Raw genomic sequence first — 26,908 nt, 5'->3', positions numbered from 1 at the left:
CCCGCGAAGGGCTCCCTTGGTCCCCACACCTTCATTCCTTGCTAAATATTTCCATTCCTATTCGTTCTTGTTGATACGACCCACCCATGGTCACGCCGATCAGCAAGGACACACCCCATGAATGCCGAACAAGCCCAGAAACTCGCCCGCCGTTTCGTCGAGTTGCCTGCCGACAAACGCAGCCTGTTCCTTGACGCGCTGCGCCGGGAAGAAGTGGACTTCGCCCTGTTTCCGATACCGTCCTGTGAGGGCCTCGCCGAGCGCGAGGGTCTTTCCTACGCCCAGCAGCGCATGTGGTTTCTCTGGCAGTTCGATGCCAGCAGTCCCGCCTACAACTTGCCGGTTTCCGTATGCCTGAACGGGCCCTTCGAGCTTCAGGCGCTGGAGCGTGCCTTCGGTTTGCTGGTGGAGCGTCACGAGAGCCTGCGTACCACTTTCGCTCAGGAAGGCGAGCAGGCCGTTCAGCGAGTGGCTGCGCCCGCACCTGTGACGATTGGTTTTCGCGACCTGAGCGCCTTGCCCGAGACCGAACGCTGGGCGGTCGCCCGCGAGGAAATGGCCAGCCAGTCGCTGGCGCCGTTCGACCTGGAGCAGGGGCCGCTGTTTCGCATTCGCGTGTTGCGTACGCAAGCGCAGCAGCACGTGTTGCTGCTGACGTTGCACCACATCATCACCGACGGTTGGTCGATGGGCGTGCTGATCGATGAGTGCATGCGCCACTATGACGCGCTGGTTACCGGCACCTCCGCTCAGCTTGAGCCGCTGCCGGTGCAGTACCGCGACTACGCGCTGTGGCAACGCTACTGGCTGGAAGCGGGCGAGCAGGATCGGCAACTGGACTACTGGCGCACGCACCTGGGCCAGGAGCATCCGGTGCTGGAGTTGCCTATGGACCGGCCCCACCCAGCGTTGCCGACGCAACAGGGCAAGTGCCTGGAAATCCTCCTCGAGCGTGACCTGCTCAAGGGCCTGCAGCGTTTGGCCCAGCAGCAGGGGGTGACCTTGTTCGTGGTGCTGCTGGCGTCGTTCAAGGCGCTGCTGCATCGCTACAGCGGGCAGACCGATATCCGCGTGGGTGGACTGATCGCCAACCGCACGCGCAGTGAAACCGAGGGTTTGATCGGCTTTTTCGTCAACACCCAAGTTCTGCGCACCGAAGTCTGCGCCGACACCCGTTTCGATGCCTTGCTCCAAGCCGTGCGGCAAACCGCGCTGGGGGCGCAGGCGCATCAGGAATTGCCGTTCGATGCGGTGGTTGATGGCTTGCAGGTGCCTCGCCTGCAGAATCGCAATCCGCTGTACCAGGTCATGTTCAACCATCGGCCGCTGGTCACCGATGCCAAGGATCGGCAATTGGCTTGCGGTCTCACCGTTGCCGACCTGCCCGCTGAACAACAGGCGGCGAATGAGCGGCCACAAGCTGCGGGCAGCGACCTGATGCTGGAAACCAGTGGTGAAGGCGAGCACCTGAAGGCGTCCTTTACCTACGCCACCGATGTGTTCGACAAGTCCACCGTGCTGCGTATGGCCGAGCATTGGCGCAACCTGCTATCGGGCATCTGTGCCAACCCGCTGGCGCGGATTGATCAACTGCCGTTGCTGGGCGAGACCGAGCGTGAGTTTCTGGTGCAGGGCTGCAATCAGAGCGCTCATGAGTACCCGCTGGAGCGTAGTTATGTGGCGCTGTTCGAAGAGCAGGTCGCCGCGCATCCGGAGCGCATCGCCGTCTCGTGCCTTGAGCGTCAGGGCAGCTACGCCGAACTGAACGCCGCCGCCAACCGCCTGGGCCATGCGCTGATTGCGGCGGGCGCTGGCTTCGATCAACCGATTGCTTTGCTGGCCGAGCGCGGCCCGGACCTGCTGGGCATGATCGTCGGCAGCTTCAAGGCCGGCGCCGGCTACCTGCCGCTGGACCCGGCCTTGCCGAACCAGCGCCTGACTGGCGTGATCGCCCAGAGCGGCGCACCGGTGCTGGTGTGCAGCGCCGCGTGCGAGGCGCAGGCGCATGAATTGTTGGCCGGTCTGGACAGCCCGGTGCACCTGCTGGTCTGGGAACAGGTCCAGCAGAGCGGGGTGTCTGTGGATAACCCGGGCCGCTACAGCGCCCCGGACAACCTCGCCTACGTGATCTTCACCTCCGGCTCCACCGGCCTGCCGAAAGGCGTGATGGTCGAGCAGCGCGGCATGCTCAACAACCAGTTGAGCAAGGTGCCGTACCTCGATTTGAGCGACGCCGATGTGATCGCCCAGACCGCCTCGCAGAGCTTCGATATTTCCGTCTGGCAGTTCCTCGCCGCGCCGCTGTTCGGGGCCCGCGTGGATATCGTGCCGAACGATATCGCCCGCGATCCGCAGGCGCTGTTGGCTCACGTTCAAGCGCAAGGCATCAGCGTGCTGGAAAGCGTGCCGTCGTTGATTCAGGGCTTGCTGGCCGAAGAGCGCGTAAGCCTCGACGGCCTGCGCTGGATGCTGCCGACCGGCGAAGCCATGCCGCCTGAACTGGCGAAGCAATGGCTACTGCGTTATCCACAGATCGGCCTCGTCAACGCCTATGGCCCGGCCGAATGCTCGGACGACGTGGCGTTCTTCCGCGTCGATCTGGATTCCACGCAAAGCACCTACCTGCCGATCGGCACGCCGACCGACAACAACCTGATCTACCTGCTGGACGACGCGCTGGAGCTGGTGCCGCTGGGTGCCGTCGGCGAGTTGTGCGTGGCGGGTACTGGCGTCGGTCGCGGCTATGTCGCCGACCCGCGCCGCACCACCCCGGTGTTCGTCCCGAACCCGTTCGGCGCGCCGGGCGAGCGTTTGTACCGCACCGGTGACCTGGCACGCCGCCGCGCCGATGGTGTCCTCGAATACGTCGGCCGCGCCGACCATCAAGTGAAGATCCGTGGCTACCGTATCGAACTGGGCGAAATCGAAACCCGCCTGCAAGAGCATCCGGCGATCCGCGAAGCGGTGGTGCTGGATATCGACGGCCCGCAGGGCAAGCAGCTTGCGGCCTACGTGACTACGAAAGTGGCGAGCGATGCCGAGGCGCTGCGTGAAGACCTGAAAACCGCACTGAAAGCCAGCCTGCCGGACTACATGGTGCCAACCCACTTCGTGCTGCTGGCGGCCATGCCGTTGACGCCGAACGGCAAGCTCGACCGCAAGGCACTGCCGAAACCGGACACCACCCTGTCGCAAACCGCCTATGTCGCGCCGGTCACTGAGCTTGAGCAACAACTGGCGGCCATCTGGGCCGAAGTGCTGAAAATCGAGCGCGTCGGCCTGAGCGACAACTTCTTCGAACTGGGCGGCCATTCGCTGCTGGCCGCGCAGATGATCGCGCGGATCAAGAAACACCTGAGCGTCAGCCTGCCGCTGCGCACGCTGTTCGAAAAGCCGCTGCTGAGCGAGCTGGCCGCCGAAGTGGCGGCGCTGACGACGACCACGACTGACGATGACTGGGACGATATGGACCAGTTCATGGATTCTCTGGAGGAAGTAGGAGCATGAGCGGGACCACAACTGCACGTATCGCCAAACGTTTTGTCGGTATGTCCCTCGACCAGCGCCGCCAGTTCCTCGCCAAGCTTCGCCAGGACGGCAAGGATTTCAGCCTGCTGCCGATCGTGGAAAGCCGCCATGACGTCGCGCTGATCCCGCTGTCCTATGCCCAGCAACGCCTGCTGTTCCTCTGGCAGCTCGACCCGTCCAGCGACGCCTACAAGATGACCACCGGCCTGCGCTTGCGCGGGCAGCTCGATGACCGTGCCCTGCAACGCGCTTTCGACCTGCTGCTGCAGCGTCACGAAGTGCTGCGCACGGTGTTCCGCAGCGATGGCGAGCAGCCGTGCCAGGTGATCCTGCCGTCGTTGTCGATGACTGTGGAACGCAGCGACCTGCGCGCCGTCGCCGCCGACCAGCGCGATGCCGAACTGGTCCGCCAGGTCGGCGCGGCCACGGCGCGGCCCTTCGACCTGATCGACGGGCCGCTGCTGCGCGCCAACCTGTTCCAGCTCGGCGCCGAGGACTTCGTGCTGGTGGTGAGCATGCACCACATCGTTTCCGACGGCTGGTCGATGGACGTGATGGTCAAGGAGTTCGCCCAGAGCTATCAGGCGTACAGCCAGGGCAGCGAGCCCAACCTGCCGGCGCTGCCGCTGCAATACGCCGACTACGCCATCTGGCAACGCAGTTGGCTGGAGGCCGGGGAGGGCGAGCGGCAACTGGATTACTGGCAGCGCCAGTTGGGTGACGAGCAGCCGCTGCTGGAGGCCGCGCAGGATTTCCCGCGGCCGCCGAGCCAGAGCTTCCGTGGCGAGCGCCTCGCGTTCGATTTCGGCGTGGAGCGCTCGCAGCGCCTGAACGCCTTCGCCCGTGGCCAGGGCATGAGCCTGTTCATGCTGGTGCTGGCGGGTTTTTCGCTGTTCCTTTCGCGCCAGTCCGGGCAGCGCGATATCCGTATCGGCGTGCCCAACGCCAACCGTGGCCGCGCGGAGACCGAGGGCCTGATCGGCTTCTTCATCAACACCCAGGTGCTGCGTTGCCAGATCGACGAGCGCCTGAGCTACCTCGATCTGCTCGGCCAGATTCGCGAAACCTCGTTCGACGCCCAAGCGCATCAGGACGTGCCGTTCGAGCAATTGGTGGACCGTCTGGCGCCGGAGCGCAGCCTCGGCCACAACCCGCTGTTCCAGGCCAAGTTCAATCAGAACGTGGTGCTCAAGCAGGAGCTGTCGCTGAAGTTGCCGGGCCTGGACGTCAGCGAGTACCCGCTGCACCGCGAGGGCGCGCACTTCGACCTGGCGCTGGACATCACCGACGACGGCACGCTGATCCACGGCGACCTGACCTACGCCAGCGACCTCTACCAGCGCGGCACCGTGGAAGCGTTCATCCCGTCGCTGCTGGCGCTGTTCGATGAACTGCTGGACGCGCCACGGGCGCCGCTGCTCAGCCTCGGCGCCCTGCCGCAGCCGCAAGCGCAGGCACCGCTGGCCGCCTCGCCGCTGGTGCTGGAACAGTGGAACCGTCATGTCGCGCAGCGGCCCGATGCCCTGGCCGCGCGCTGCCTGAGTGAAAGCCTGAGCTACCGCGAACTGGACGAAGCCGCCAACCGTCTGGCCCAGCACTTGTTGGCGCTGGGCGTCAGTCCGGGCCAACCGGTGGCGCTGCTGATGGAGCGCTCGCTGGAATGGCTGACCGCCTTGCTGGCGACCCTCAAGGTCGGCGCGGTGTACATGCCGCTGGACGCCAAGGCACCGGAGGCGCGCCTGCAACAGATGCTCGAACGCGCCCGTGCGCGGGTGCTGCTGTGCGCCGCGGGCGATGCGCGGCTGACCTCGCTGAAGGTCGATGGTTGCGCCGCGCTGGCCTACGACCCGCTGGCCTGGCAGGCGCAGCCGGCCACCGCGCCGGCACTGAACGTCGACGCTGAGGCCCCGGCCTACGTGATCCACACCTCCGGCTCCACCGGCCTGCCCAAGGGCGTGCTGGTCAGCCACGGTGCTCTGGCCAGCTATGTGCGCGGCCTGCTCGCGCGCCTGGAACTGGCGCCGGAAGCGAGCATGGCGCTGGCCTCCACCATCGCCGCCGACCTCGGCCACACCGTGCTGTTCGGCGCGTTGTGCGCCGGTCGCACCCTGCATGTGCTGCCGGAAGCGCTGGGCTTCGACCCGGATGCGTTCGCCGACTACATGGCGACCCATCAGGTTGGCGTGCTGAAGATTGTCCCCGGCCACCTCGCCGCGCTGTTGCAGGCATCCCGCGCCGCCGACGTGCTGCCGCGTCATGCCCTGATCGTCGGCGGCGAAGCCTGCCCGGCGGGGCTGCTGGAACAGGTTCGACGCCTGCGTCCGCAGTGCCGTTTCATCAACCACTACGGCCCCAGCGAAACCACGGTCGGCGTGCTGACCCATGAAGTCGGCGCGGAAGATCCGCTGCCCCAGGTGGTGCCGGTCGGCACGCCGCTGCCGGGCGCCTGCGTGCGGGTCCTGGATGACGTGCTCAACGGCGTGGCGCCGCGGGTGCCGGGCGAGTTATATATCGGCGGTGACAGCGTGGCCCTGGGTTACCTCGGCCAGCCGGCGCTGACCGCCGAACGTTTCATTCCCGATCCCCATGGCCCGGCGGGGGCGCGGCTGTACCGCAGCGGCGACCGGGTTCGGTTCAACCACCAGGGGCAACTGGAATTCATTGGCCGTGCCGACGATCAGGTGAAGATTCGCGGTTACCGCGTCGAGCCGGCGGAAGTTGCGCGCGTCCTGCAAGCCTTGCCGGCGGTGGCTCAGGCGGTGGTGCTGGCCGAGCCGCAGGACGGCGACGAGTCGCGCCTGCAACTGCTGGCCTGGTGCGTGGCCAGCGGCGAGCAGGCCGAGGCCCTGCGCGAGCAACTGGCCGAGCGCCTGCCGGAGTACATGGTGCCGGCGCAGATCGTCTTGCTGGAGCAATTGCCGCTGACCGCCAACGGCAAGCTCGACCGCAAGGCCCTGCCCAAGCCGGGCGCGGTCAAGCAGCGCTATGTCGCCCCGCAAGGCGAGATCGAGGAAAAACTCGCGGCCATCTGGTGCGACGTGCTCAAGCTGGAACAGGTCGGCAGCACCGACAACTTCTTCGAGCTGGGCGGTGACTCGATTCTCAGCCTGCAAATCATCGCCCGGGCCAAGCGCCAGGGCCTCAAGCTCAGCCCCAAGCAACTGTTCGAAAAACAGACCATCGGCCAACTGGCCTCGGTGGCCAAGCTGATCGAGAAAAAGGCGGTCGCCGCAGTGGTCGAGCAGATCAGCGGCAACCTGCCGCTGCTGCCGATTCAGGCGCGCTTCTTCGAACTGGACATTCCCGCGCGCCAGCACTGGAACCAGTCGGTGCTGCTCACCCCGACCCAGCCGCTCGACGCCGCGCACCTGCAGGCGGCGCTGTTGGCGCTGGTCGAACAGCACGACGCGCTGCGCCTGAATTTCGCCCGGCAGTACGCCGGCTGGCAGGCGGTGTTCGCGCCGCTCAACAGCGCCGAACTGCTGTGGACCCGCGAGCTGGACGATGCCACCGGCATCGAAGCATTGGCCGATGAAGCCCAGCGCAGCCTCGACCTGAAAAACGGCCCGTTGCTGCGGGCCTTGCTGGTCAAGCTGCCGGCCGGCGAACAGCGCCTGCTGTTGGTGATCCATCACCTGGTGGTGGACGGGGTGTCCTGGCGCGTGTTGCTGGAAGACCTGCAACAGGCCTACGGCGCCATCGCCGCCGGCCGCGCGCCGGGCCTGCCGGCCAAGAGCACGTCGCTCAAGGCCTGGGCGGAAAAACTGCATGGCTATGCCGCCAGCCCGACGCTGGAAGCCGAGCGTGATTACTGGCGCGCCACCCTGGCCGGCGCCGAAGACGCGCTGCCGCGTGACAACGCCCAGGCCAATCCGCGGATTGCCGACGCCGCCCATGCCGCGTCGCACCTGAGCGCGGAACTGACCGCGCAACTGCTCAAGGTCGCCCCGGCGGCCTACCGCACCCAGGTCAACGACCTGCTGCTGACCGCCCTGGCCCAGGTGCTGTGCCAGTGGAGCCAGCAGCCGTCGGTGCTGATCCAGTTGGAAGGCCATGGCCGCGAAGACCTCTTCGAGGACGTCGACCTGAGCCGCACCGTGGGTTGGTTCAGCAGCCTGTTCCCGGTCCGCCTGACGCCCGCGACCAGCGCCGCCGCTTCGATCTGCGCGATCAAGGAACAACTGCGCGGCGTGCCGGCCAAGGGCATCGGCTTTGGCCTGCTGCGTTACCTCGGCGATGTCGATTTCGCCCATGAACTGGCGGCCCTGCCGCAAGCGCGGGTGACCTTCAACTACCTGGGCCAGTTCGACGCCAGCTTCGATCGCCAGCACGGCGCGCTGTTCGTGCCGGCCAGCGAAAACGGCGGCCAGCCGCTGTGCCCGGAGGGCCCGCTGGGCAACTGGCTGAGCATCAATGGCCAGGTCTATGACGGCCAGTTGCGCCTGGAATGGGCGTTCAGCCGCGAAATGTTCCAGCCCGCCACCATCGAAGCCCTGGCCCGCGACTACGAGCGGACCCTGACCGCGTTGATCGAGCATTGCGTCGCGGGCAACCAGGGCGTCACACCCTCGGACTTCCCGCTGGCGACCCTGAGCCAGGCGCAACTTGATCGCCTGCCGGTGCCCGCCGCCGGTATCGAGGACATCTACCCGCTGTCGCCAATGCAGCAGGGCATGCTGTTCCACAGCCTCTACGCGAAAGAGGCCGGCAACTACATCAACCAGTTGCGGGTGGACGTCGAGGGCTTGGATGCCGCACGTCTGCGCGCGGCCTGGCAGGCGCTGCTGGACCACCACGAAGTGCTGCGCAGTGTTTTCGTCACCGAGGGCGACCAGCCTTTGCAAGTGGTGCAGCGCGAGGTGGAGCTGGCGTTCGTCGAAATCGACGCCCGCGAACAGGCCGACCGCGACACCTGGATCGACGACTGGGCCCGCGCCGAGCGCGACCACGGTTTCGAACTGGCCGAGGGCCCGCTGCTGCGGCTGGCGCTGGTCCGCACCGGCGACAACCGTCATCAACTGATCTACACCAGCCACCACATCCTGATGGATGGCTGGAGCAGTTCGCGGATGCTCGGCGAAGTGCTGCAACGCTATGCCGGCGCGCCGATTTCGCGTCAGGGCAGCCGCTACCGCGACTACATTCGCTGGCTGCAAGGCCAGGATGCGGCGGCCGGCCAGCGTTTCTGGCGGGAGCAACTGGCCGACCTGAACGAGCCGACGCGGCTGGCCCAGGCCTTCAAGGGCGCCGCCGATGGCGAGGGCTACGGCGAGTACCTGGAAGACCTCGACGCGGACTTGTCCGGTCGCCTCGGCGAATTCGCCCGCGATCAGCGGGTCACGCTGAACACCCTGGTGCAGGCCGCGTGGCTGTTGCTGCTGCAACGCTACACCGGTCAGTCCAGCGTGACCTTCGGCGCCACCGTGGCCGGGCGTCCGGCTGAGCTTGCGGGTGTGGAAGAACAGCTTGGCCTGTTCATCAACACCTTGCCGGTGGTGGGCAGCCCGCGTTCCGAGCAGCGCGTCGCCGACTGGGTGCAACAGGTGCAGGGCCAGAACCTCGCCCTGCGCGAGTTCGAGCACACGCCGCTGTACGAAGTGCAACGCTGGGCCGGCTGGGCGGGCGAAGCGCTGTTCGACTCGATCCTGGTGTTCGAGAACTACCCGGTGTCGGAGGCGCTGCAACAGGCCGCGCCAGACGGGCTGGTGTTCGGCGATGTGCACAGCCAGGAGCAGACTCATTACCCGCTGACCCTGGTGGTCAACACCGGTGAGCGCCTGTCGCTGCGCTTCAGCCACGACCGCCGCCACTTCGGCGAGCAGGCGGTGGCGCAACTGGCGGCGCATTTCAATCATCTGCTGGGCGCGTTGATCGTCGATGCCGCCGCGCCGCTGGGCGAACTGGCCCTGCCAAGTGGCTGGCAGCAGGATGTGGCGCGTTATCCGAGCGAGCAGTGCGTTCATCAGATGATCGAAGCGCAGGCGGCCCGCGTGCCGGACGCCGTGGCGCTGAGTTTCGGCGGCGAGCAACTGACCTACGCGGCGCTCAATGCCCGGGCCAACCAGCTTGCGCATAAACTGCGCGAGCAGGGCGTGGGGCCGGATGTGCTGGTCGGGCTGTCCGTCGAGCGCGGGTTCGAGATGCTGGTCGGCGTGCTGGCGATTCTCAAGGCCGGTGGCGCCTATGTGCCGCTGGACCCGGATTATCCGCAGGACCGGCTGAGTTACATGATGGAAGACAGCGGCATCAAGCTGCTGTTGGCCCAGTCTCATCTGCTGTCGAACCTGCCGGTGCCGGCGGGCGTGCAATCGTTGCGCCTGGATGAGTCGCTGGACGGCTACAGCAGCGAAAATCCGCTCAACCTCACCTCGCCGGACAACCTGGCCTACGTGATCTACACCTCGGGTTCGACCGGAAAACCGAAGGGCACCTTGCTGCCGCACCACAACGTGCTGCGCTTGTTCAAGGCCACCGATGAGTGGTTCGCCTTTGACGATCAGGACGTCTGGACCCTGTTCCACTCCTACGCTTTTGACTTCTCGGTCTGGGAGATTTTCGGTGCGCTGATGTACGGCGGTCGTCTGGTGGTGGTGCCGCGTGAAGTGACCCGTTCGCCGGAAGACTTCCACCAGTTGCTGGTTTCCGAAAACGTCACCGTGCTGAACCAGACGCCATCGGCGTTCAAGCAACTGGCGCGGGTGGCCTGTGAGTCGTCCGCCGAACTGGCGCTGCGTTATGTGGTATTTGGCGGCGAAGCGCTGGATATCGGCAGCTTGCAGCCCTGGTTCGAGCGCTTCGGCGACCAGAAGCCGCAACTGATCAACATGTACGGCATCACCGAAACCACGGTGCACGTGACCTATCGCCCGATCAGCAAAACCGACCTGTTGCAGGCCGATGTCAGCCCAATTGGCGTGGCCATCCCGGACCTGTCGTGGCATGTGCTGGACACCGATTTCAACCCGGTGGCCCTGGGCGTCAGCGGTGAGTTGCACGTCGGCCACGCCGGCCTGGCCCGTGGTTACCACAACCGCGCGGCGCTGACTGCCGAGCGCTTCGTGCCGAACCCGTTCGCCAAGGACGGCAGCCGCCTGTACCGCACCGGCGACCTGGCGCGTTACCGCGCCGAGGACGTGATCGAATACGCCGGGCGCATCGACCACCAGGTGAAGATTCGCGGGTTCCGTATCGAGCTGGGCGAAATCGAAGCGCGCCTGCAAGAACATGCGGCGGTGCGCGAGGTGATCGTGCTGGCGGTGGAGGGCCCGAGCGGGCAGCAACTGGCGGCGTATCTGGTGCCAAGCGCGCTGGAACAGGATCAGCACGAACTGCGCGAAACCCTGAAGGCGCACCTGAAAGCCAACCTGCCGGACTACATGGTGCCGACGCACCTGATCGTGCTCGACGCCATGCCACTGACCGCCAACGGCAAGCTGGACCGCAAGGCCTTGCCGAAGCCGGACGCGGCGCTGCTGCAAGGCGACTATGTCGCGCCGGTCAGCGAACTGGAACAGCAACTGGCGGCGATCTGGGTCGAGGTGCTGAAAGTGGAAAAGGTCGGCCTCACCGACAACTTCTTCGCCCTGGGCGGTCACTCGCTGCTGGCGACCCAGGTGGTGTCGCGGGTGCGTCAGCAACTGGGGCTGGAGCTGTCGCTGCGCGCGCTGTTCGAGGCCGAGGACCTGGCCGCGTTCGCTGCGGCAGCCGGGCAGGGCGCCGCCAACAGCGCCCCCGCGTTTATCCACGCTGATCGCGACCAGCCGCTGCTGCTGTCCTACGCCCAGCAACGCCAGTGGTTCCTCTGGCAACTGGAGCCGGACAGCGCCGCCTACAACATTCCTGTCGCCTTGCGCCTGAAGGGCTCGCTGGATATCGAGGCGCTGGAGTCGAGCTTCGCCGCCCTGATCGCCCGCCACGAAACCCTGCGCACCACCTTCCGCCAGGACGGCGAGCAGGCGGTGCAGGTGGTGCATCCGGCAGCGCCGTTCGTGCTGGCGGTGGAGCAACTGGCCGCGGGTGAAACCCTGCGCGCCTGTGTCGAGCAGGAAGTGCAGCGGCCGTTCGATCTGCAACAGGGGCCGCTGCTGCGGGTCAAGTTGCTGCACCTGGGCGAGCACGAGCATGTGCTGGTGCTGACCCAGCACCATATCGTCTCCGATGGCTGGTCGATGCCGATCATGGTCGATGAACTGGTGCGCCTGTACGAAGGCTTCAGCCAGGGTCGGGAAACCCCGCTCGGCGCCTTGCCGATCCAGTACGCCGACTACGCCCTGTGGCAACGCACCTGGATGGAAGCCGGCGAGAAGGCCCGGCAATTGGACTACTGGACCGCCCAACTGGGTGGCGAGCAGCCGGTGCTGGAACTGCCGATGGACCGTCCACGTCCGGCGATCCAGCAACTGGCGGGCGCGCGCTGCGCCATCGCGCTGGACGGCGTGCTGGTGGAGAACCTCAAGCAGGTGGCGCGGCAGCAGGGCGTGACCTTGTTCATGCTGTTGCTGGCGTCGTTCCAGACCCTGTTGCACCGTCACAGCGGCCAGGCCGATATCCGCGTCGGCGTGCCGATTGCCAACCGCACCCGGGCCGAGACCGAGGGGCTGATCGGCTTCTTCGTCAACACCCAAGTGCTCAAGGCCGAATTCGCCGCGGGCGAGACCTTCACGCAACTGCTGCAACAGGTCAAACAGACCGCGTTGCAGGCCCAGGCCCATCAGGAGTTGCCGTTCGAGCAGTTGGTGGAAGCGTTGCAGCCGCAGCGCAGCCTCAGCCACAGCCCGCTGTTCCAGGTGATGTTCAACCACCAGACCGAGGTCAAGGGCGCGGGCCGCGAGCTGCCTGGCCTGACCGTCGAAGGGCTGGAGTCGGACAGCCACGCCGCGCAGTTCGACCTGACCCTGAACACCTCCGAGCATGCCCGTGGTCTGTTTGCCGAGCTGAGCTACGCCACGGCGCTGTTCGACGCGGCGACCATCGAGCGTCTGGCCGGACACTGGCGCAACCTGCTGCAAGGCATCTGCGCCGATGCCGGTCAGCGGGTGACGGCCTTGCCGTTGCTGGATGCCGCCGAGCGCCAGCAGATTCTCGTCGAGTGGAACCGCAGCGAGGCTGAGTATCCCCGTGAGCAGTGCCTGCCGGCGCTGTTCGAGGCCCAGGTACTGGCGACGCCAGACGCCACCGCGCTGGTGCTCGGTGACGCATCGCTGACTTATGCACAACTGAACCAGCGGGCCAATGAACTGGCCCACAAGCTGCGCGAGCTGGGCGTGGGCCCGGACGTGCTGGTGGGCGTGGCGTTGGAGCGCTCGCTGGAGATGGTCGTTGGCCTGCTGGCGATCCTCAAGGCCGGTGGCGCCTATGTGCCGCTGGACCCGGATTTCCCGCGGGATCGCCTGGCCTACATGATGGAGGACAGCGGCCTGAAACTGCTGCTGACCCAGTCCTCGCTGCTGGCGCAACTGCCGGTTCCGGCCGGCATCGCCAACCTGTGCCTGGACCAGGAGGGCGACTGGCTGGACGGCTACGGCCAGGACAACCTGCCGGTGCTCGCTGGCCCGGACAATCTGGCCTACGCCATCTACACCTCCGGTTCCACCGGTTTGCCCAAAGGCGTGACCATTCACCATCAGGCGTTGGTCAACTTCCTGTGCAGCATGGGTGAGAAACCGGGCATGACGGGCGAAGACCGGGTCCTGCAACTGACCTCGCTGTCCTTCGATATCGCCGGTCTTGAGCTGTACCTGCCGCTGATTCGCGGCGCCGCGGTGGTGCTGCTGAACACCCACCAGAACAAGGACCCGCAAGCCCTGCTGAACGTGATCACCAGGCAGAACGTGACGGTGATCCAGGCCACGCCTTCGAGCTGGCGAATGATCCTCGACGCGGCACCGGCTGGCGCACTGGCCGGCAAGACCCTCCTTTGCGGCGGCGAAGCGCTAAGTGCGGAACTGGCCCAGCGCCTGATCGAGCAGGCCGGGCATGTGTGGAACGTCTATGGCCCGACCGAAACCACCATCTGGTCGGCGCGCCATTACCTCACCGAAAGCGACGACGTGTGGCTGGGCAAACCGCTGGCCAACACCACGCTGCATATCATCAGCGACGATATCGACGTGCTCCCGGTAGGCGCCCGTGGCGAGTTGCTGATCGGCGGCGACGGCCTGGCCCGTGGTTATCACCAGCGTCCATCGCTGACCGCGGAGCGTTTTATTCCTGATCCGTTCTCCAGCAATGGCGGCCGCCTGTACCGCACTGGTGACCTGGCGCGTTACCACGCCGACGGCGTGATCGAGTACGCCGGTCGCCTCGACCATCAAGTGAAGATTCGCGGTTTCCGTATCGAACTGGGCGAGATCGAGGCACGGCTGCTGGAGCACCCGGCCGTACACGAAGCGGTGGTGATCGATATCGAGGTCAGCGGCCACAAGCAGTTGGCGGCCTACCTGATCGGTGACGAAGACAGCACCGGGCTGCGCAGCGAACTCAAGACCCATCTCAAGGCGGGCCTGCCGGACTACATGGTGCCGAGCCACCTGGTGTGGCTGGAAAAAATGCCGCAGACCCCAAACGGCAAGCTGGACCGCAAGGCCCTGCCCAAGCCCGATGCCAGCCCGTTGCTCAACGTCTACGTGGCGCCGGTCAGCGAGCTTGAGCAGCAACTGGCCGCGCTCTGGGCTGAGGTGCTGAACGTCGAGCGCGTGGGGCTGACCGACGACTTCTTCGAGCTGGGCGGGCATTCGTTGCTGGCGGCACAGCTAATTTCAAGAATCCATTCCGGCCTCGGTATCGATGTACCGCTGCGCCTCATTTTCGAGAAACCGCAATTGAACGATTTTATCCAGGCATTCGAGAGCACCGGTCTGTCGCTGACCGAAGACGGCTTGTCCGATATCGAAAAAATGATGAACGAAATGGCAGGAGCCTGAGATGGACAAGACGACCGCAGAGCGCATCGCCAAACGTTTCGTCAGCCTGCCCCTGGAGCAGCGCCGGCAGATCCTCGACAAGATGCGCGAGACCGGGCAGAGCTTCCGCCTGTTGCCGATTGCCGTGACCCGTACTGACGTGCAGCGCATCCCGCTGTCTTACGCGCAGCAACGCATGCTGTTCCTCTGGCAGATGGAACCGGACAACAGCGCCTACAACGTGCCGATGGCGGTGCGCCTGAGCGGTGCGCTGGACGCAGCGGCATTGGCCGGCGCCCTGGAGCAACTGGTCCAGCGGCATGAAACCCTGCGCACCCGCTTTGTCTCGGAGGACGGTGAGTTCCATCAGGAAATCCTTGAACAGGCGCCGGTGACCCTGGAGGTGGTGGAGGTTTCCACCGAGGTCAGCGAAGACGCGGAAAACACCTTGAAAGCGCTGGTCGAAGCCGAGATGCAGGCGCCGTTCGACCTGCTCAGCGGCACCTTGCTGCGGGTCAAATTGTTCCGCCTCGGCACCGCCGAACACGTGCTGACCCTGTGCATGCACCATGTGGTGTCCGATGGCTGGTCGAGCCAGTTGCTGGTGCGCGAATTCGTCCAGCTTTATCAGGCGCGGATCAGCGGCACCGTCGCGGCGCTGCCGGCCTTGCCCGTGCAGTACGCCGATTACGCCATCTGGCAACGCGCCTGGCTGGAGGCCGGGGAGGGCGAGCGGCAGTTGCAGTACTGGAAACAGCAATTGGGCGACGAACAGCCGGTGCTGGCGCTGCCGCTGGACCATGAACGTCCGCAGCAACCCAGCTACCGTGGCGCGGTGGTGCGCGCCGATCTGTCGGCGGCGCTGTCCGACCAGCTCAAGCGCGTGGCGCGCAGCCAGGGCGTGACGGTGTTCATGCTGACCCTGGCCGCGCTGTCGGTGGTGCTGTCGCGCTACAGCGGCCAGGCCGATATCCGCATCGGCGCGCCCAACGCCGGCCGTACCCGCAGTGAACTGGAAGGGCTGATCGGCTTCTTCATCAACACCCAGGTGCTGCGGGTGCAGGTCGATGAGCGGCAGACGTTCGCCGAGTTGCTGGAGCAGGTGAAACAGGTGGTGACCGGTGCGCAATCGCACCAGGAATTGCCCTTCGAGCACCTGGTGGATGCCCTGGCGCCCGAGCGTAACCTGGGCCACAACCCGCTGTTCCAGTTCAAGATCAACCAGCAGGTCTTCAGCGCGGACGAGGGCGACGATGCCGAGCGCGGCGTCGATGGCCTGAGCGTGGACAAATACGCCTTCGGCGCCACCGATGCGCGCTTCGACCTGGCTTACGACTTCATCGATACACCTCAGGGCCTGCGCGGTTACTTCACCTACGCCACCGACCTGTTCGAGGCGGCGACCATCGAGCGGATCGTCGCTTCGCTGCGCGGCGTGCTGGAAAACCTCGTCGCGCACCCCGGCGACACGTTGCTGGCGCACGCCGAGCCCGCCCCGCTGTTGGCGACACCGCCGGCAGCGGCGGCCAGCGCCAATGGCTTCCTTTCGCTCTGGCAGCAAGGGCTGCTGGCGGGCCAGGACAAGCCGGCCCTGCGCGCGGGCGAGCAGGTTTTGAGCTACGCGCAACTGGATGCGCAATCCAACCAGCTTGCGCATTACCTGCGGGCACAAGGCATTGGCGCCGGCATGACCGTGGCGCTGTGCCAGGAACGCGGTATCGAGTGGGTGACCAGCCTGCTGGCCGTGCTCAAGCTGGGCGCGGTGTACCTGCCGCTGGATACCCGACAGCCGCTGGAGCGCCTGCAACAACTGACACGGGACAGCCGCGCCGCGCTGCTGATCCATGCCCCGGAATACGACGCGTCGTCCTTCGACCACTGCCCGACCCTGGCCTGGGACGCCAACCTGTGGGCCGCCAACCCGAGCAGCGCGCCTGAGGTCACCATCAGTGCGAGCCAGCCGGCCTACATCATCTACACCTCCGGTTCCACCGGTCAGCCCAAGGGCGTGGTCATCAGCCACGGCGCCCTGAGCAACTACGTGCAGGGCGTGCTGGAGCGTCTGGCGCTGAGCGGCGAGGGCAGCATGGCGATGGTTTCGACCATCGCCGCCGACCTCGGCCACACCTTGCTGTTCGGCGCCCTGGCGTCGGGGCGCACGCTGCACCTGTTGTCCCATGAACATGCCTTCGACCCGGACAGCTTCGCCGCCTATATGGCCGAGCAGCGGATCGAGGTGCTGAAGATCGTGCCGAGCCATCTGCAAGGCCTGTTGCAGGCGGCGAAGCCGGCGGATGTGCTGCCGGCGCAGTTGCTGATCCTCGGTGGCGAAGCCAGTAGCTGGAACCTGGTCGAACAGGTCCGCGCGCTGAAACCCGGCTGCCGGATTCTCAACCACTACGGCCCGACCGAAACCACGGTGGGCATCCTCACCCACGAAGTCGGTGCCGTTATCGACGGCTGCCGCAGCGTTCCGGTCGGCCAGCCGCTGGCGGGCGCCCGGGCGCGGGTGCTGGACGCCTGGCTGAATCCGGTGGCCGAGCGGGTCGCGGGCGAACTGTACCTGGGCGGCGCGGGTCTGGCCCAGGGTTATCTGGGCCAACCGGCGTTGACCGCCGAGCGCTTCGTGCCGGACGCCGATGGCCAGCGCCTGTACCGCTCCGGCGACCGCGCGCGGCATGTGTCGGGTGGGCTGGAATACCTGGGCCGTGCCGACGATCAGGTGAAAATTCGCGGTTACCGCGTCGAGCCGGGCGAGGTCGGCCATGTGCTGCGCGGCCTGGACGGCGTTGCCGAAGCCGTGGTCCTGGCGCTGCCGCAGGACGGTGACGAATCGCGTCTGCAACTGGTGGGCTACTGCGCCGCCGCCAGCGGCGTGACCCTGCAGGCCGAAGCGTTGCGCCAGCAACTGGCGGCCAACCTGCCGGAATACCTGGTGCCCGCGCAGATCCTGCTGCTGGAGCGCCTGCCGCTGACCGCCAACGGCAAGCTGGACAAGCGCGCGCTGCCCAAGCCGGGGGCGATCAAACAGGCGTACACCGCCCCGGTGGGTGAGATCGAGGAAAAACTCGCCGCGGTCTGGGCCGATGTGCTCAAGCTGGAGCGGGTCGGCACCACCGACAACTTCTTCGAACTGGGCGGCGACTCGATCCTCAGCCTGCAAATCATCGCCCGGGCCAAGCGCCAGGGCATCAAGCTCAGCCCCAAGCAACTGTTCGAAAAACAGACCATCGGCCAACTGGCCGCGGTGGCCAAGCTGATCGAGAAGAAAGCCGCCGCCCCTGTGGTCGAGCAACTGAGCGGCAACCTGCCGCTGCTGCCGATCCAGGCGCGTTTCTTCGAGACCGATATTCCCCAGCGTCACCACTGGAACCAGGCGGTGATGCTCAAGCCGACCCGTGCACTGGACGCCGTGCACCTGCAAGTCGCCCTGCATGCGCTGGTCGAACAGCATGACGCCCTGCGCCTGAGTTTCGTGGCGCAAACGGCGGGCTGGCAGGCGAGTTTCGCCGCGATCAACAGCCGTGACCTGCTGTGGGTTCGCGAGCTGGACGCGGCCACCGACCTGAACGCGCTGGCCAACGAAGCCCAGCGCAGCCTCGATCTGACTAACGGCCCGCTGCTGCGCGGGGTGCTGGTGAACCTGGCGCAGGGCGAACAGCGCCTGCTGCTGGTGATCCATCACCTGGTGGTGGACGGGGTGTCCTGGCGCGTTCTGCTGGAAGACCTGCAACAGGCCTATGCCGCGCTGGTGGCGGGCAAGACGGTGGTGCTGCCGGCCAAGAGCAGTTCGCTCAAGGCCTGGGCGGAAAAACTCCACGGCTACGCCGCGAATGCCGCGCTGGAACAGGAACTGGGCTGGTGGCAAACGCAGTTGCACGGCGCCAGCGACAGCCTGCCATGGGATCACTCTGAAGGCAGCCAGCAACGCCAGCATGCCATCTCCGTGAGCACCCACCTGGATGCCGCGCTGACCCGCAAACTGCTGCAGGACGCGCCCGCCGCCTACCGCACGCAGATCAACGACCTCCTGCTGACCGCGCTGGCGCGGGTCATCAGCCGCTGGACCGCTCGTGCCGATGCCGTGATCCGCCTGGAAGGTCACGGCCGCGAAGACCTGTTCGACGATATCGACCTGAGCCGCACCGTCGGCTGGTTCAGCAACCTGTACCCGGTGCGCCTGACGCCGGCGGCGTCGTTGGACGGGTCGATCAAGGCGATCAAGGAACAACTGCGGGCGATTCCCGACAAGGGCATTGGCTACGGCGTGCTGCGTTACCTGGGCACTGAGCCGGTGCGTGCGTCCCTGGCGCAACTGGCCCAGGGCAGCATCGTGTTCAACTACCTCGGCCAGTTCGATGGCAGTTTCGATGCCGGCGATGCGCTGTTCGCGCCGTCCGGCGAAGCCTCTGGCGACAGCCAGGACGCCGCCGCGCCGCTATCCGCACCGATCAGCATCAACGGCCAGGTGTATGGCGGCGAACTGGACCTGAGTTGGAGCTTCAGCAGCCAGGTGTTCGAGCGCGCAACCATCCAGCGTCTGGCGGACGAATACGCCGCCGAACTGCGCCAGTTGATCGAGCATTGCACTGCTGCTGGCGTGGCGGGGATGACCCCGTCGGACTTCCCGCTGGTGAGCCTGACCCAGGCCGAGCTTGACCACTTGCCGGTGGCCGCTGGCGATGTACAGGACATCTACCCGCTGTCGCCGATGCAGCAGGGCATGCTGTTCCACACCTTGTACGAGGAGGAGGCGGGCAACTACATCAACCAGTTGCGGGTGGAGGTCGAGGGCCTGGATATCCCGCGTTTCCGTGCCGCCTGGCAAGCCGTGGTGGATCACCACGAGGCGCTGCGCAGCGTCTTCGTGACTGATCTGGCGCAGCCGCTGCAAGTGGTGCTGCGGCAGGCGGCCGTGCCTTTTGTCGAACTGGATGCTCGTAACCAGGTCGAACAGGGGCAGTGGCTCGACCGTTGGGCCGCCGAGGACCGCAGCCGCGGCTTCGATCTGGTGCGCGGCCCTCTGCTGCGCCTCGCCGCATTGCGCACAACGGACGACAGCCATCAATTGATCTACACCAGCCACCACATCCTGATGGACGGCTGGAGTACCTCACGTATGCTCGGCGAAGTGCTGTTGCGCTACAGCGGCCAGCATGTCGCCCAGCCAGGGGCGCGCTACCGCGATTACATCGAGTGGCTGCAAGGCCGGGAAACCGCTGCGGATCAACATTTCTGGAGCCGCCACCTAGACGCGCTGGACGAGCCGACCCGGCTGGTCCAGGCCTTCAAGTCGCCTGCGCGGGGTGAGGGGTATGGCGAGCGCGCGCACGTCCTGGATGTGGCGCAAACCCAACGCCTGAGCGAGTTCGCCCGGGAACAGCGAGTGACCTTGAACACCCTGGTTCAGGCGGCCTGGCTGCTGCTGTTGCACCGTTATACCGGGCAGTCCACCGTGACCTTTGGTGCCACCGTGGCTGGTCGCCCTGCGGAACTGTCGGGGATCGAGGAGCAACTCGGTCTGTTTATCAACACCCTGCCGGTAGTGGGCAGCCCGCGTTCCGAACAGACAGTCGCTGACTGGGTGCAGCAGGTGCAGAGCCAGAACGTGGCGTTGCGCGAGCATGAGCACACGCCGCTGTACGATATCCAGCGCTGGGCCGGCCTGCGCGGTGAGGCGCTGTTCGACAACATCCTGGTGTTCGAAAACTACCCGGTGTCCGAAGCGCTGCAACAGACGGCGCCGCAAGGCGTGGTGTTCGGTGGGTTGAGCAACCAGGAGCAGGCTCACTATCCGCTGACCCTGGTGGTCAACGTAGGGGCTTCGTTGTCGATGCGCCTGAGCCACGACCGGCAGTACTTCAGTGATGACGTGGTGGCGCAACTGGCAGCTCATCTCGATCATCTGCTGCAGGCGCTGATCGTCGATGCCGCCGCACCGGTGGGCGAACTGGCGCTGCCGAGCAACTGGCACCAGGACGTGGCCCGTTATCCGAGCGAGCAGTGCATTCATCAGGTGATCGAAGCCCAGGCGGCACGCGTGCCGGAAGCGATTGCGCTGACCTTTGGCAGCGAGCAACTGACCTACGCCGCGCTCAATACCCGGGCCAACCAGCTTGCGCACAAACTGCGCGAGCAAGGCGTGGGGCCGGATGTGCTGGTCGGGTTGTCGGTCGAGCGCGGCTTCGAGATGCTGATTGGTGTGCTTGCGATCCTCAAGGCGGGCGGTGCCTATGTGCCGCTGGACCCGGATTATCCACAGGACCGCTTGAGTTACATGATGGAGGACAGCGGGATTTCCCTGCTGCTGGCCCAGTCTGATCTGCTGCCTGCGTTGCCGGTTCCGGCGAGCGTTCAGTCATTGCGCCTGGATGAATCGCTGGACGGCTACAGCCGTGAAAACCCGGTCAACCTGACCTCGCCGGACAACCTGGCCTACGTGATTTACACCTCGGGTTCCACTGGCAAACCGAAGGGCACCTTGCTGCCGCACCACAACGTGCTGCGCCTGTTCAAGGCCACCGATGAGTGGTTCAACTTCGACGGAAATGATGTCTGGACCCTGTTCCACTCCTACGCTTTTGACTTCTCGGTCTGGGAGATTTTCGGCGCGCTGATGTATGGCGGCCGGCTGGTGGTGGTGCCGCGTGAAGTGACCCGTTCGCCGGAGGAATTCCACCAGTTGTTGGTGGATGAAAACGTCACCGTGCTGAACCAGACGCCGTCGGCGTTCAAGCAACTGGCGCGGGTGGCCTGTGAGTCGTCCGCCGAGCTGGCGCTGCGTTATGTGGTGTTCGGCGGCGAAGCGCTGGATATCGGCAGCTTGCAGCCCTGGTTCGAGCGCTTCGGCGACCAGCAACCGCAACTGATCAACATGTACGGCATCACTGAAACCACCGTGCACGTGACCTATCGCCCGATCAGCAAGGCCGACCTGTTGCAGGCCGATGTCAGCCCGATTGGCGTGGCCATCCCGGACCTGTCGTGGCATGTGCTGGACACCGATTTCAACCCGGTAGCCCTGGGCGTCAGCGGCGAGTTGCATGTCGGCCACGCCGGTCTGGCCCGTGGTTATCACCACCGCGCGGCGCTGACCGCCGAGCGTTTCGTGCCGAACCCGTTCGCCAAGGACGGCAGCCGCCTGTACCGCACCGGTGACCTGGCGCGCTACCGCGCCGAGGATGTGATCGAATACGCCGGCCGAATCGACCACCAGGTGAAGATTCGCGGTTTCCGTATCGAACTGGGCGAAATCGAAGCGCGCCTGCAAGAACATGCGGCGGTGCGCGAAGTGATCGTGCTGGCGGTGGAGGGCCCGAGCGGGCAGCAACTGGCGGCGTATCTGGTGCCGCAACAGCTATCGGAAGATCCACAGGGCCTTCGCGAAACCCTGAAGGCGCACCTGAAAGCCAACCTGCCGGACTACATGGTGCCGACGCATCTGATCGTGCTCGATGCCATGCCACTGACCGCCAACGGCAAGCTGGACCGCAAGGCCCTGCCCAAGCCCGATGCGGCGCAACTGCAAGGCGAGTATGTGGCACCGGTCAGCGAACTGGAGCAGCAACTGGCGGCCATCTGGGCCGAGGTGCTGAAAGTCGAACAGGTCGGCTTGACCGACAACTTCTTCGAACTGGGCGGCGACTCGATCATTTCCATCCAGGTGGTCAGCCGCGCCCGTCACGCCGGCCTGCACTTCACGCCCAAGGATCTGTTCCAGCGCCAGACCGTCCAGAGCCTGGCGCTGGTGGCCCGCCGTGCCGAATCGACCACGATCGACCAGGCGCCCGTCACCGGCCTGGCACCGTTGACGCCGGTGCAGCAGTGGTTCTTCGACAGTGCCATCCCGCAGCGTCACCACTGGAACCAGGCGGTGATGCTCAAGCCTTCTCGCCGCCTCGACGCAGAGACCCTGGACCGCACGCTGCGTGCGCTGCTGGTCCAGCACGACGGCTTGCGCCTCGGCTTCTCGTCGCAGAACGGGGCATGGCTGGCGCGTCATGAGCAATGCAATGACGCCAACCTGCTGTGGCAGCGCACTCTGACGCAGGCGGATGAGCTGGACACTCTCGCCGACCTCGCCCAGCGCAGCCTCGACCTTGAGCAGGGGCATCTGTTGCGCGCTGTGCTGGCGGATCTGCCGGACGGTTCGCAACGCGTGTTGCTGGTGATCCACCACCTGGTGGTCGATGGTGTGTCGTGGCGGATTCTGCTGGAAGACCTGCAACAGGCCTATACCGCGCTGGCCGCTGGCAAGCCCCTCGATCTGCCGCGCAAGACCAGTTCGTTCAAGGCGTGGGGCGAGCACCTGCATGACTACGCCCGCAGCCCGGCGCTGGAGCAGGAACTGACCTACTGGCAGGCGCAACTGGCGGGTATCAGTGATGAACTGCCTTGCAGTCATCGGAGTGGCGAGTTGAGCAACCGCCATGTCAGCAGCGTGACCACGCGACTGGACAGCGAACTGACCCGACAGCTGTTGCAGGACGCCCCGGCGGCCTACCGCACCCAGATCAACGACCTGTTGCTCACGGCGCTGGCGCGGGTGATCTGCCAGTGGACGCAGCAGCCGTCGGCGCTGATCAAGCTGGAAGGGCATGGCCGCGAAGACCTGTTCGACGACCTCGACATCACGCGCACGGTCGGCTGGTTCACCAGCATCTATCCGGTGAAGCTCAGCCCGCAGCCGGCGTTGTCCGATTCGATCAAGGCCATCAAGGAACAACTGCGCGCGATCCCCAACAAGGGCATCGGCTACGGCGTATTGCGCTACATGGGCACGGAGGCGGCGCGGCAGAGCCTCGGCGCGCTTGCCAAGGGCACTATCGTGTTCAACTACCTGGGCCAGTTCGACGGCAGTTTCTCGGCGCAGGATGCGTTGTTTGCGCCGTCCGGCGAAAGCCGCGGTGACATGCAGAGCCTCGATGCGCCACTGGATAGCCTGATCAGCGTCAGCGGCCAGGTCTATGGCGGTCATCTTGAGCTGAACTGGCGCTTTAGCACCGAAGTGTTCGAGCGCTCGGAATTGCAGGGCCTGGCCGATCGTTATGCCGAGGAGCTTCAGCAACTGATCAGCCACTGCGTCAGCGACGAGGCGGCGGGCGCGACCCCGTCGGACTTCCCGCTGGCCCAGCTCGAACAGGCCCAGCTTGACCGGTTGCCGGTCGCGCTGGCCGGGGTCGCCGACATCTATCCGCTGTCGCCGATGCAGCAGGGCATGCTGTTCCACAGCCTGTACGAGAAAGACGCCGGCAACTACGTCAACCAGATGCGCGTCGACGTGCGCGGGCTGGACGTGGCGCGCTTCAAGGCCGCCTGGCAGGCGGTGATCGACCAGCATGAAGTGCTGCGGGCCTGCTTTGTCAGTGACCTCGAACGTCCCTTGCAGGTGATTCGCAAACAGCTTGAGAACACCTGCGTCGAGCAGGACTGGCGCTCGCTCGAGCATGACGCCCAGGCCCTGAAAACCTGGGCCCGCGCTGATCGTCAGCGGGGCTTCGACCTGGAGCGCGACGCGCTGCTGCGCCTGACCCTGTTGCGCACCGACGACGCCACTCATCACCTGATTTACACCAGCCACCACATCCTGATGGATGGCTGGAGTAACTCCCGGCTGCTGGGTGAGGTGCTGCAGCGTTATCACGGCCAGCCGCCGGCGCCGTCCGCTGCCCGCTACCGCGATTACATCGAGTGGTTGCAACGCCAGGATGGCGAGGCCAGCCAGCGCTTCTGGAGTGAGCAACTGGCCGTGCTGGAAGAACCGACCCGCCTGGGCCAGGTGCTCAAGCCCGCGACGGATGCGCGGGGCTATACCGACCAGCATTACGCCCTCGGCCAGCACGAAACCCGGCAGTTGAGCGAGTTTGCCCGCGAGCAGCGAGTCACGCTCAATACGTTGGTGCAGGCGGCGTGGCTGTTGCTGTTGCACCGCTATACCGGTCAGTCCAGCGTCACCTTCGGCGCCACCGTGGCGGGTCGCCCTGCGGAGTTGCCGGGGATCGAGGAACAACTGGGCCTGTTTATCAACACCTTGCCGGTAGTGGGCAGCCCACGTTCCGAACAGACGGTCGCCGACTGGGTGCAACAGGTGCAGAACCAGAACCTGGCACTGCGCGAACACGAACACACGCCGCTGTATGACATCCAGCGCTGGGCCGGGCATAGCGGCGATGCGCTGTTCGACTCGATCCTGGTCTTCGAGAACTACCCGGTGTCCGAGGCGCTGCAACAGGCCGCGCCTGAAGACCTGGTCTTCGGCAGTGTGCTCAACCTGGAGCAGACCCATTACCCGTTGACGTTGATCGTTCAGGCCGGCGAAGTCTTGGGTGTGCGTTTCAACTTCGATCGCCAGCGTTTCAGCGAGCAGGCGGTGGCGCGTCTGGTCGAGCATTTCGATCACTTGCTGCGTGGGCTGATTGTCGATGCCGCCGCACCGGTGGGCGAACTGGCGCTGCCGAGCAACTGGCACCAGGACGTGGCGCGTTATCCGAGCGAGCAGTGCGTTCATCAGATGATCGAAGCCCAGGCGGCCCGCGTGCCGGACGCCGTGGCGCTGAGCTTTGGCGGCGAGCAACTGACCTACGCGGCGCTCAATGCCCGGGCCAACCAGCTTGCGCACAAACTGCGTGAGCAGGGCGTGGGGCCGGATGTGCTGGTCGGGCTGTCGGTCGAGCGCGGCTTCGAGATGCTGATTGGTGTGCTTGCGATCCTCAAGGCGGGCGGTGCCTATGTGCCGCTGGACCCGGATTATCCACAGGACCGGCTGAGTTACATGATGGAAGACAGCGGCATCAAGCTGCTGCTGGCCCAGTCTCATCTGCTGCCTGTGTTGCCGGTTCCGGCGGGCGTTCAGTCATTGCGCCTGGATGAATCGCTGGACGGCTACAGCCGTGAAAACCCGGTCAACCTCACCTCGCCGGATAACCTGGCCTACGTGATCTACACCTCGGGTTCGACGGGTAAACCGAAGGGCACCTTGCTGCCGCACCACAACGTGCTGCGCCTGTTCAAGGCCACCGATGAGTGGTTCAACTTCGACGGAAATGATGTCTGGACCCTGTTCCACTCCTACGCCTTCGACTTCTCGGTCTGGGAGATTTTCGGTGCGCTGATGTATGGCGGCCGGCTGGTGGTGGTGCCGCGTGAAGTGACCCGTTCGCCGGAGGAATTCCACCAGTTGTTGGTGGATGAAAACGTCACCGTGCTGAACCAGACGCCGTCGGCGTTCAAGCAACTGGCGCGGGTAGCCTGCGAGTCGTCCGCCGAACAGGCGCTGCGTTACGTGGTGTTTGGTGGTGAAGCGCTGGATATCGGCAGCCTGCAGCCTTGGTTCGAACGCTTCGGCGACCAGAAGCCGCAACTGATCAACATGTACGGCATCACCGAAACCACGGTGCACGTGACCTACCGCCCGATCAGCAAGACCGACCTGTTGCAGGCCGATGTCAGCCCGATCGGCGAGGCCATCCCGGATCTTTCGTGGCATGTGCTGGACACCGATTTCAACCCGGTGGCGCTGGGCGTCAGCGGCGAGTTGCATGTCGGCCACGCCGGTCTGGCCCGTGGTTATCACCACCGCGCGGCGCTGACCGCCGAGCGTTTCGTGCCGAACCCGTTCGCCAAGGACGGCAGCCGCCTGTACCGCACCGGTGACCTGGCGCGCTACCGCGCCGAGGATGTGATCGAATACGCCGGCCGAATCGACCACCAGGTGAAGATTCGCGGTTTCCGTATCGAACTGGGCGAAATCGAAGCGCGCCTGCAAGAACATGCGGCGGTGCGCGAAGTGATCGTGCTGGCGGTGGAGGGGCCGAGCGGGCAGCAATTGGCGGCGTATCTGGTGCCGCAGCGGCCATCGGAAGATCCACAGGACCTTCGCGAAACCCTGAAAGCTCACCTGAAAGCCAACCTGCCGGACTACATGGTGCCGACGCACCTGATCGTGCTCGATGCCATGCCACTGACCGCCAACGGCAAGCTGGACCGCAAGGCCCTGCCCAAACCCGACGCGGCGCTGCTGCAAGGCGACTATGTCGCGCCGGTCAGCGAACTGGAGCAGCAACTGGCGGCGATCTGGGCCGAAGTGCTGAAAGTGGAAAAGGTCGGGCTGACCGATAACTTCTTCGAACTGGGTGGTCATTCGCTGCTGGCGGTGCAGGTGCTGGCCCGTATCCGCGATCAATTGCGGTGCGAGATCGCCCTGCGTGAGCTGTTCGAGAAGAGCACGCTTGGCGATCTGTGCGAGGTGGTTCAGCAAAAGCAGGGTCAGGTGAATAGCGCGCAGGACGAACTGACTAAATCGCTGGAGGCACTCAAACGTCTTAGTGCAGAGGAAATCGATAATTTGATCGCTTAGCAGGAGACCCAAAGTGCAAGAGCTGCTCGACTCTGTGAAATCGCTGTCTGCCCGTGAACGCAAGGCGTTGGCGGCGCTGCTCAAGCGGCAGGGGGTGAACCTGTATGGCGTCACCCCGATCTTC

3 protein-coding genes are annotated in these 26,908 nt (G+C 65.5%); all 3 read left to right on the top strand.

From position 1 onward, the window contains the following. The first annotated feature begins 117 nt into the window (after window positions 1-117). Genes NTD88_RS18595 through NTD88_RS18585 form a run of 3 tightly spaced genes read left to right on the top strand, consistent with a single transcriptional unit; the run spans window position 118 to window position 26,784 of the window. Complete coding sequence (locus NTD88_RS18595; protein ID WP_262155758.1) at window positions 118-3,507, top strand: amino acid adenylation domain-containing protein; 3,390 nt, start codon at window positions 118-120, stop codon at window positions 3,505-3,507. After that, a complete protein-coding gene (locus NTD88_RS18590; RefSeq protein WP_262155756.1) occupies window positions 3,504-14,450 on the top strand; it encodes a non-ribosomal peptide synthetase in 10,947 nt (3,648 codons plus the stop codon). Before NTD88_RS18595 ends, NTD88_RS18590 begins: the two co-directional genes overlap by 4 nt. Before the next feature lies 1 nt (window position 14,451). Then, on the top strand, window positions 14,452-26,784 hold the full coding sequence (locus NTD88_RS18585; protein WP_262155754.1) for a non-ribosomal peptide synthase/polyketide synthase: 12,333 nt from the start codon (window positions 14,452-14,454) through the stop codon (window positions 26,782-26,784). Window positions 26,785-26,908: the final 124 nt, after the last annotated feature.

Source organism: Pseudomonas sp. 20P_3.2_Bac5 (assembly GCF_025466035.1).
In the GTDB taxonomy this organism is placed as follows: Bacteria; Pseudomonadota; Gammaproteobacteria; order Pseudomonadales; family Pseudomonadaceae; genus Aquipseudomonas.
Note: the sequence above shows the minus strand (reverse complement) of the source record. Positions and strands in the feature narration are given on the sequence as shown.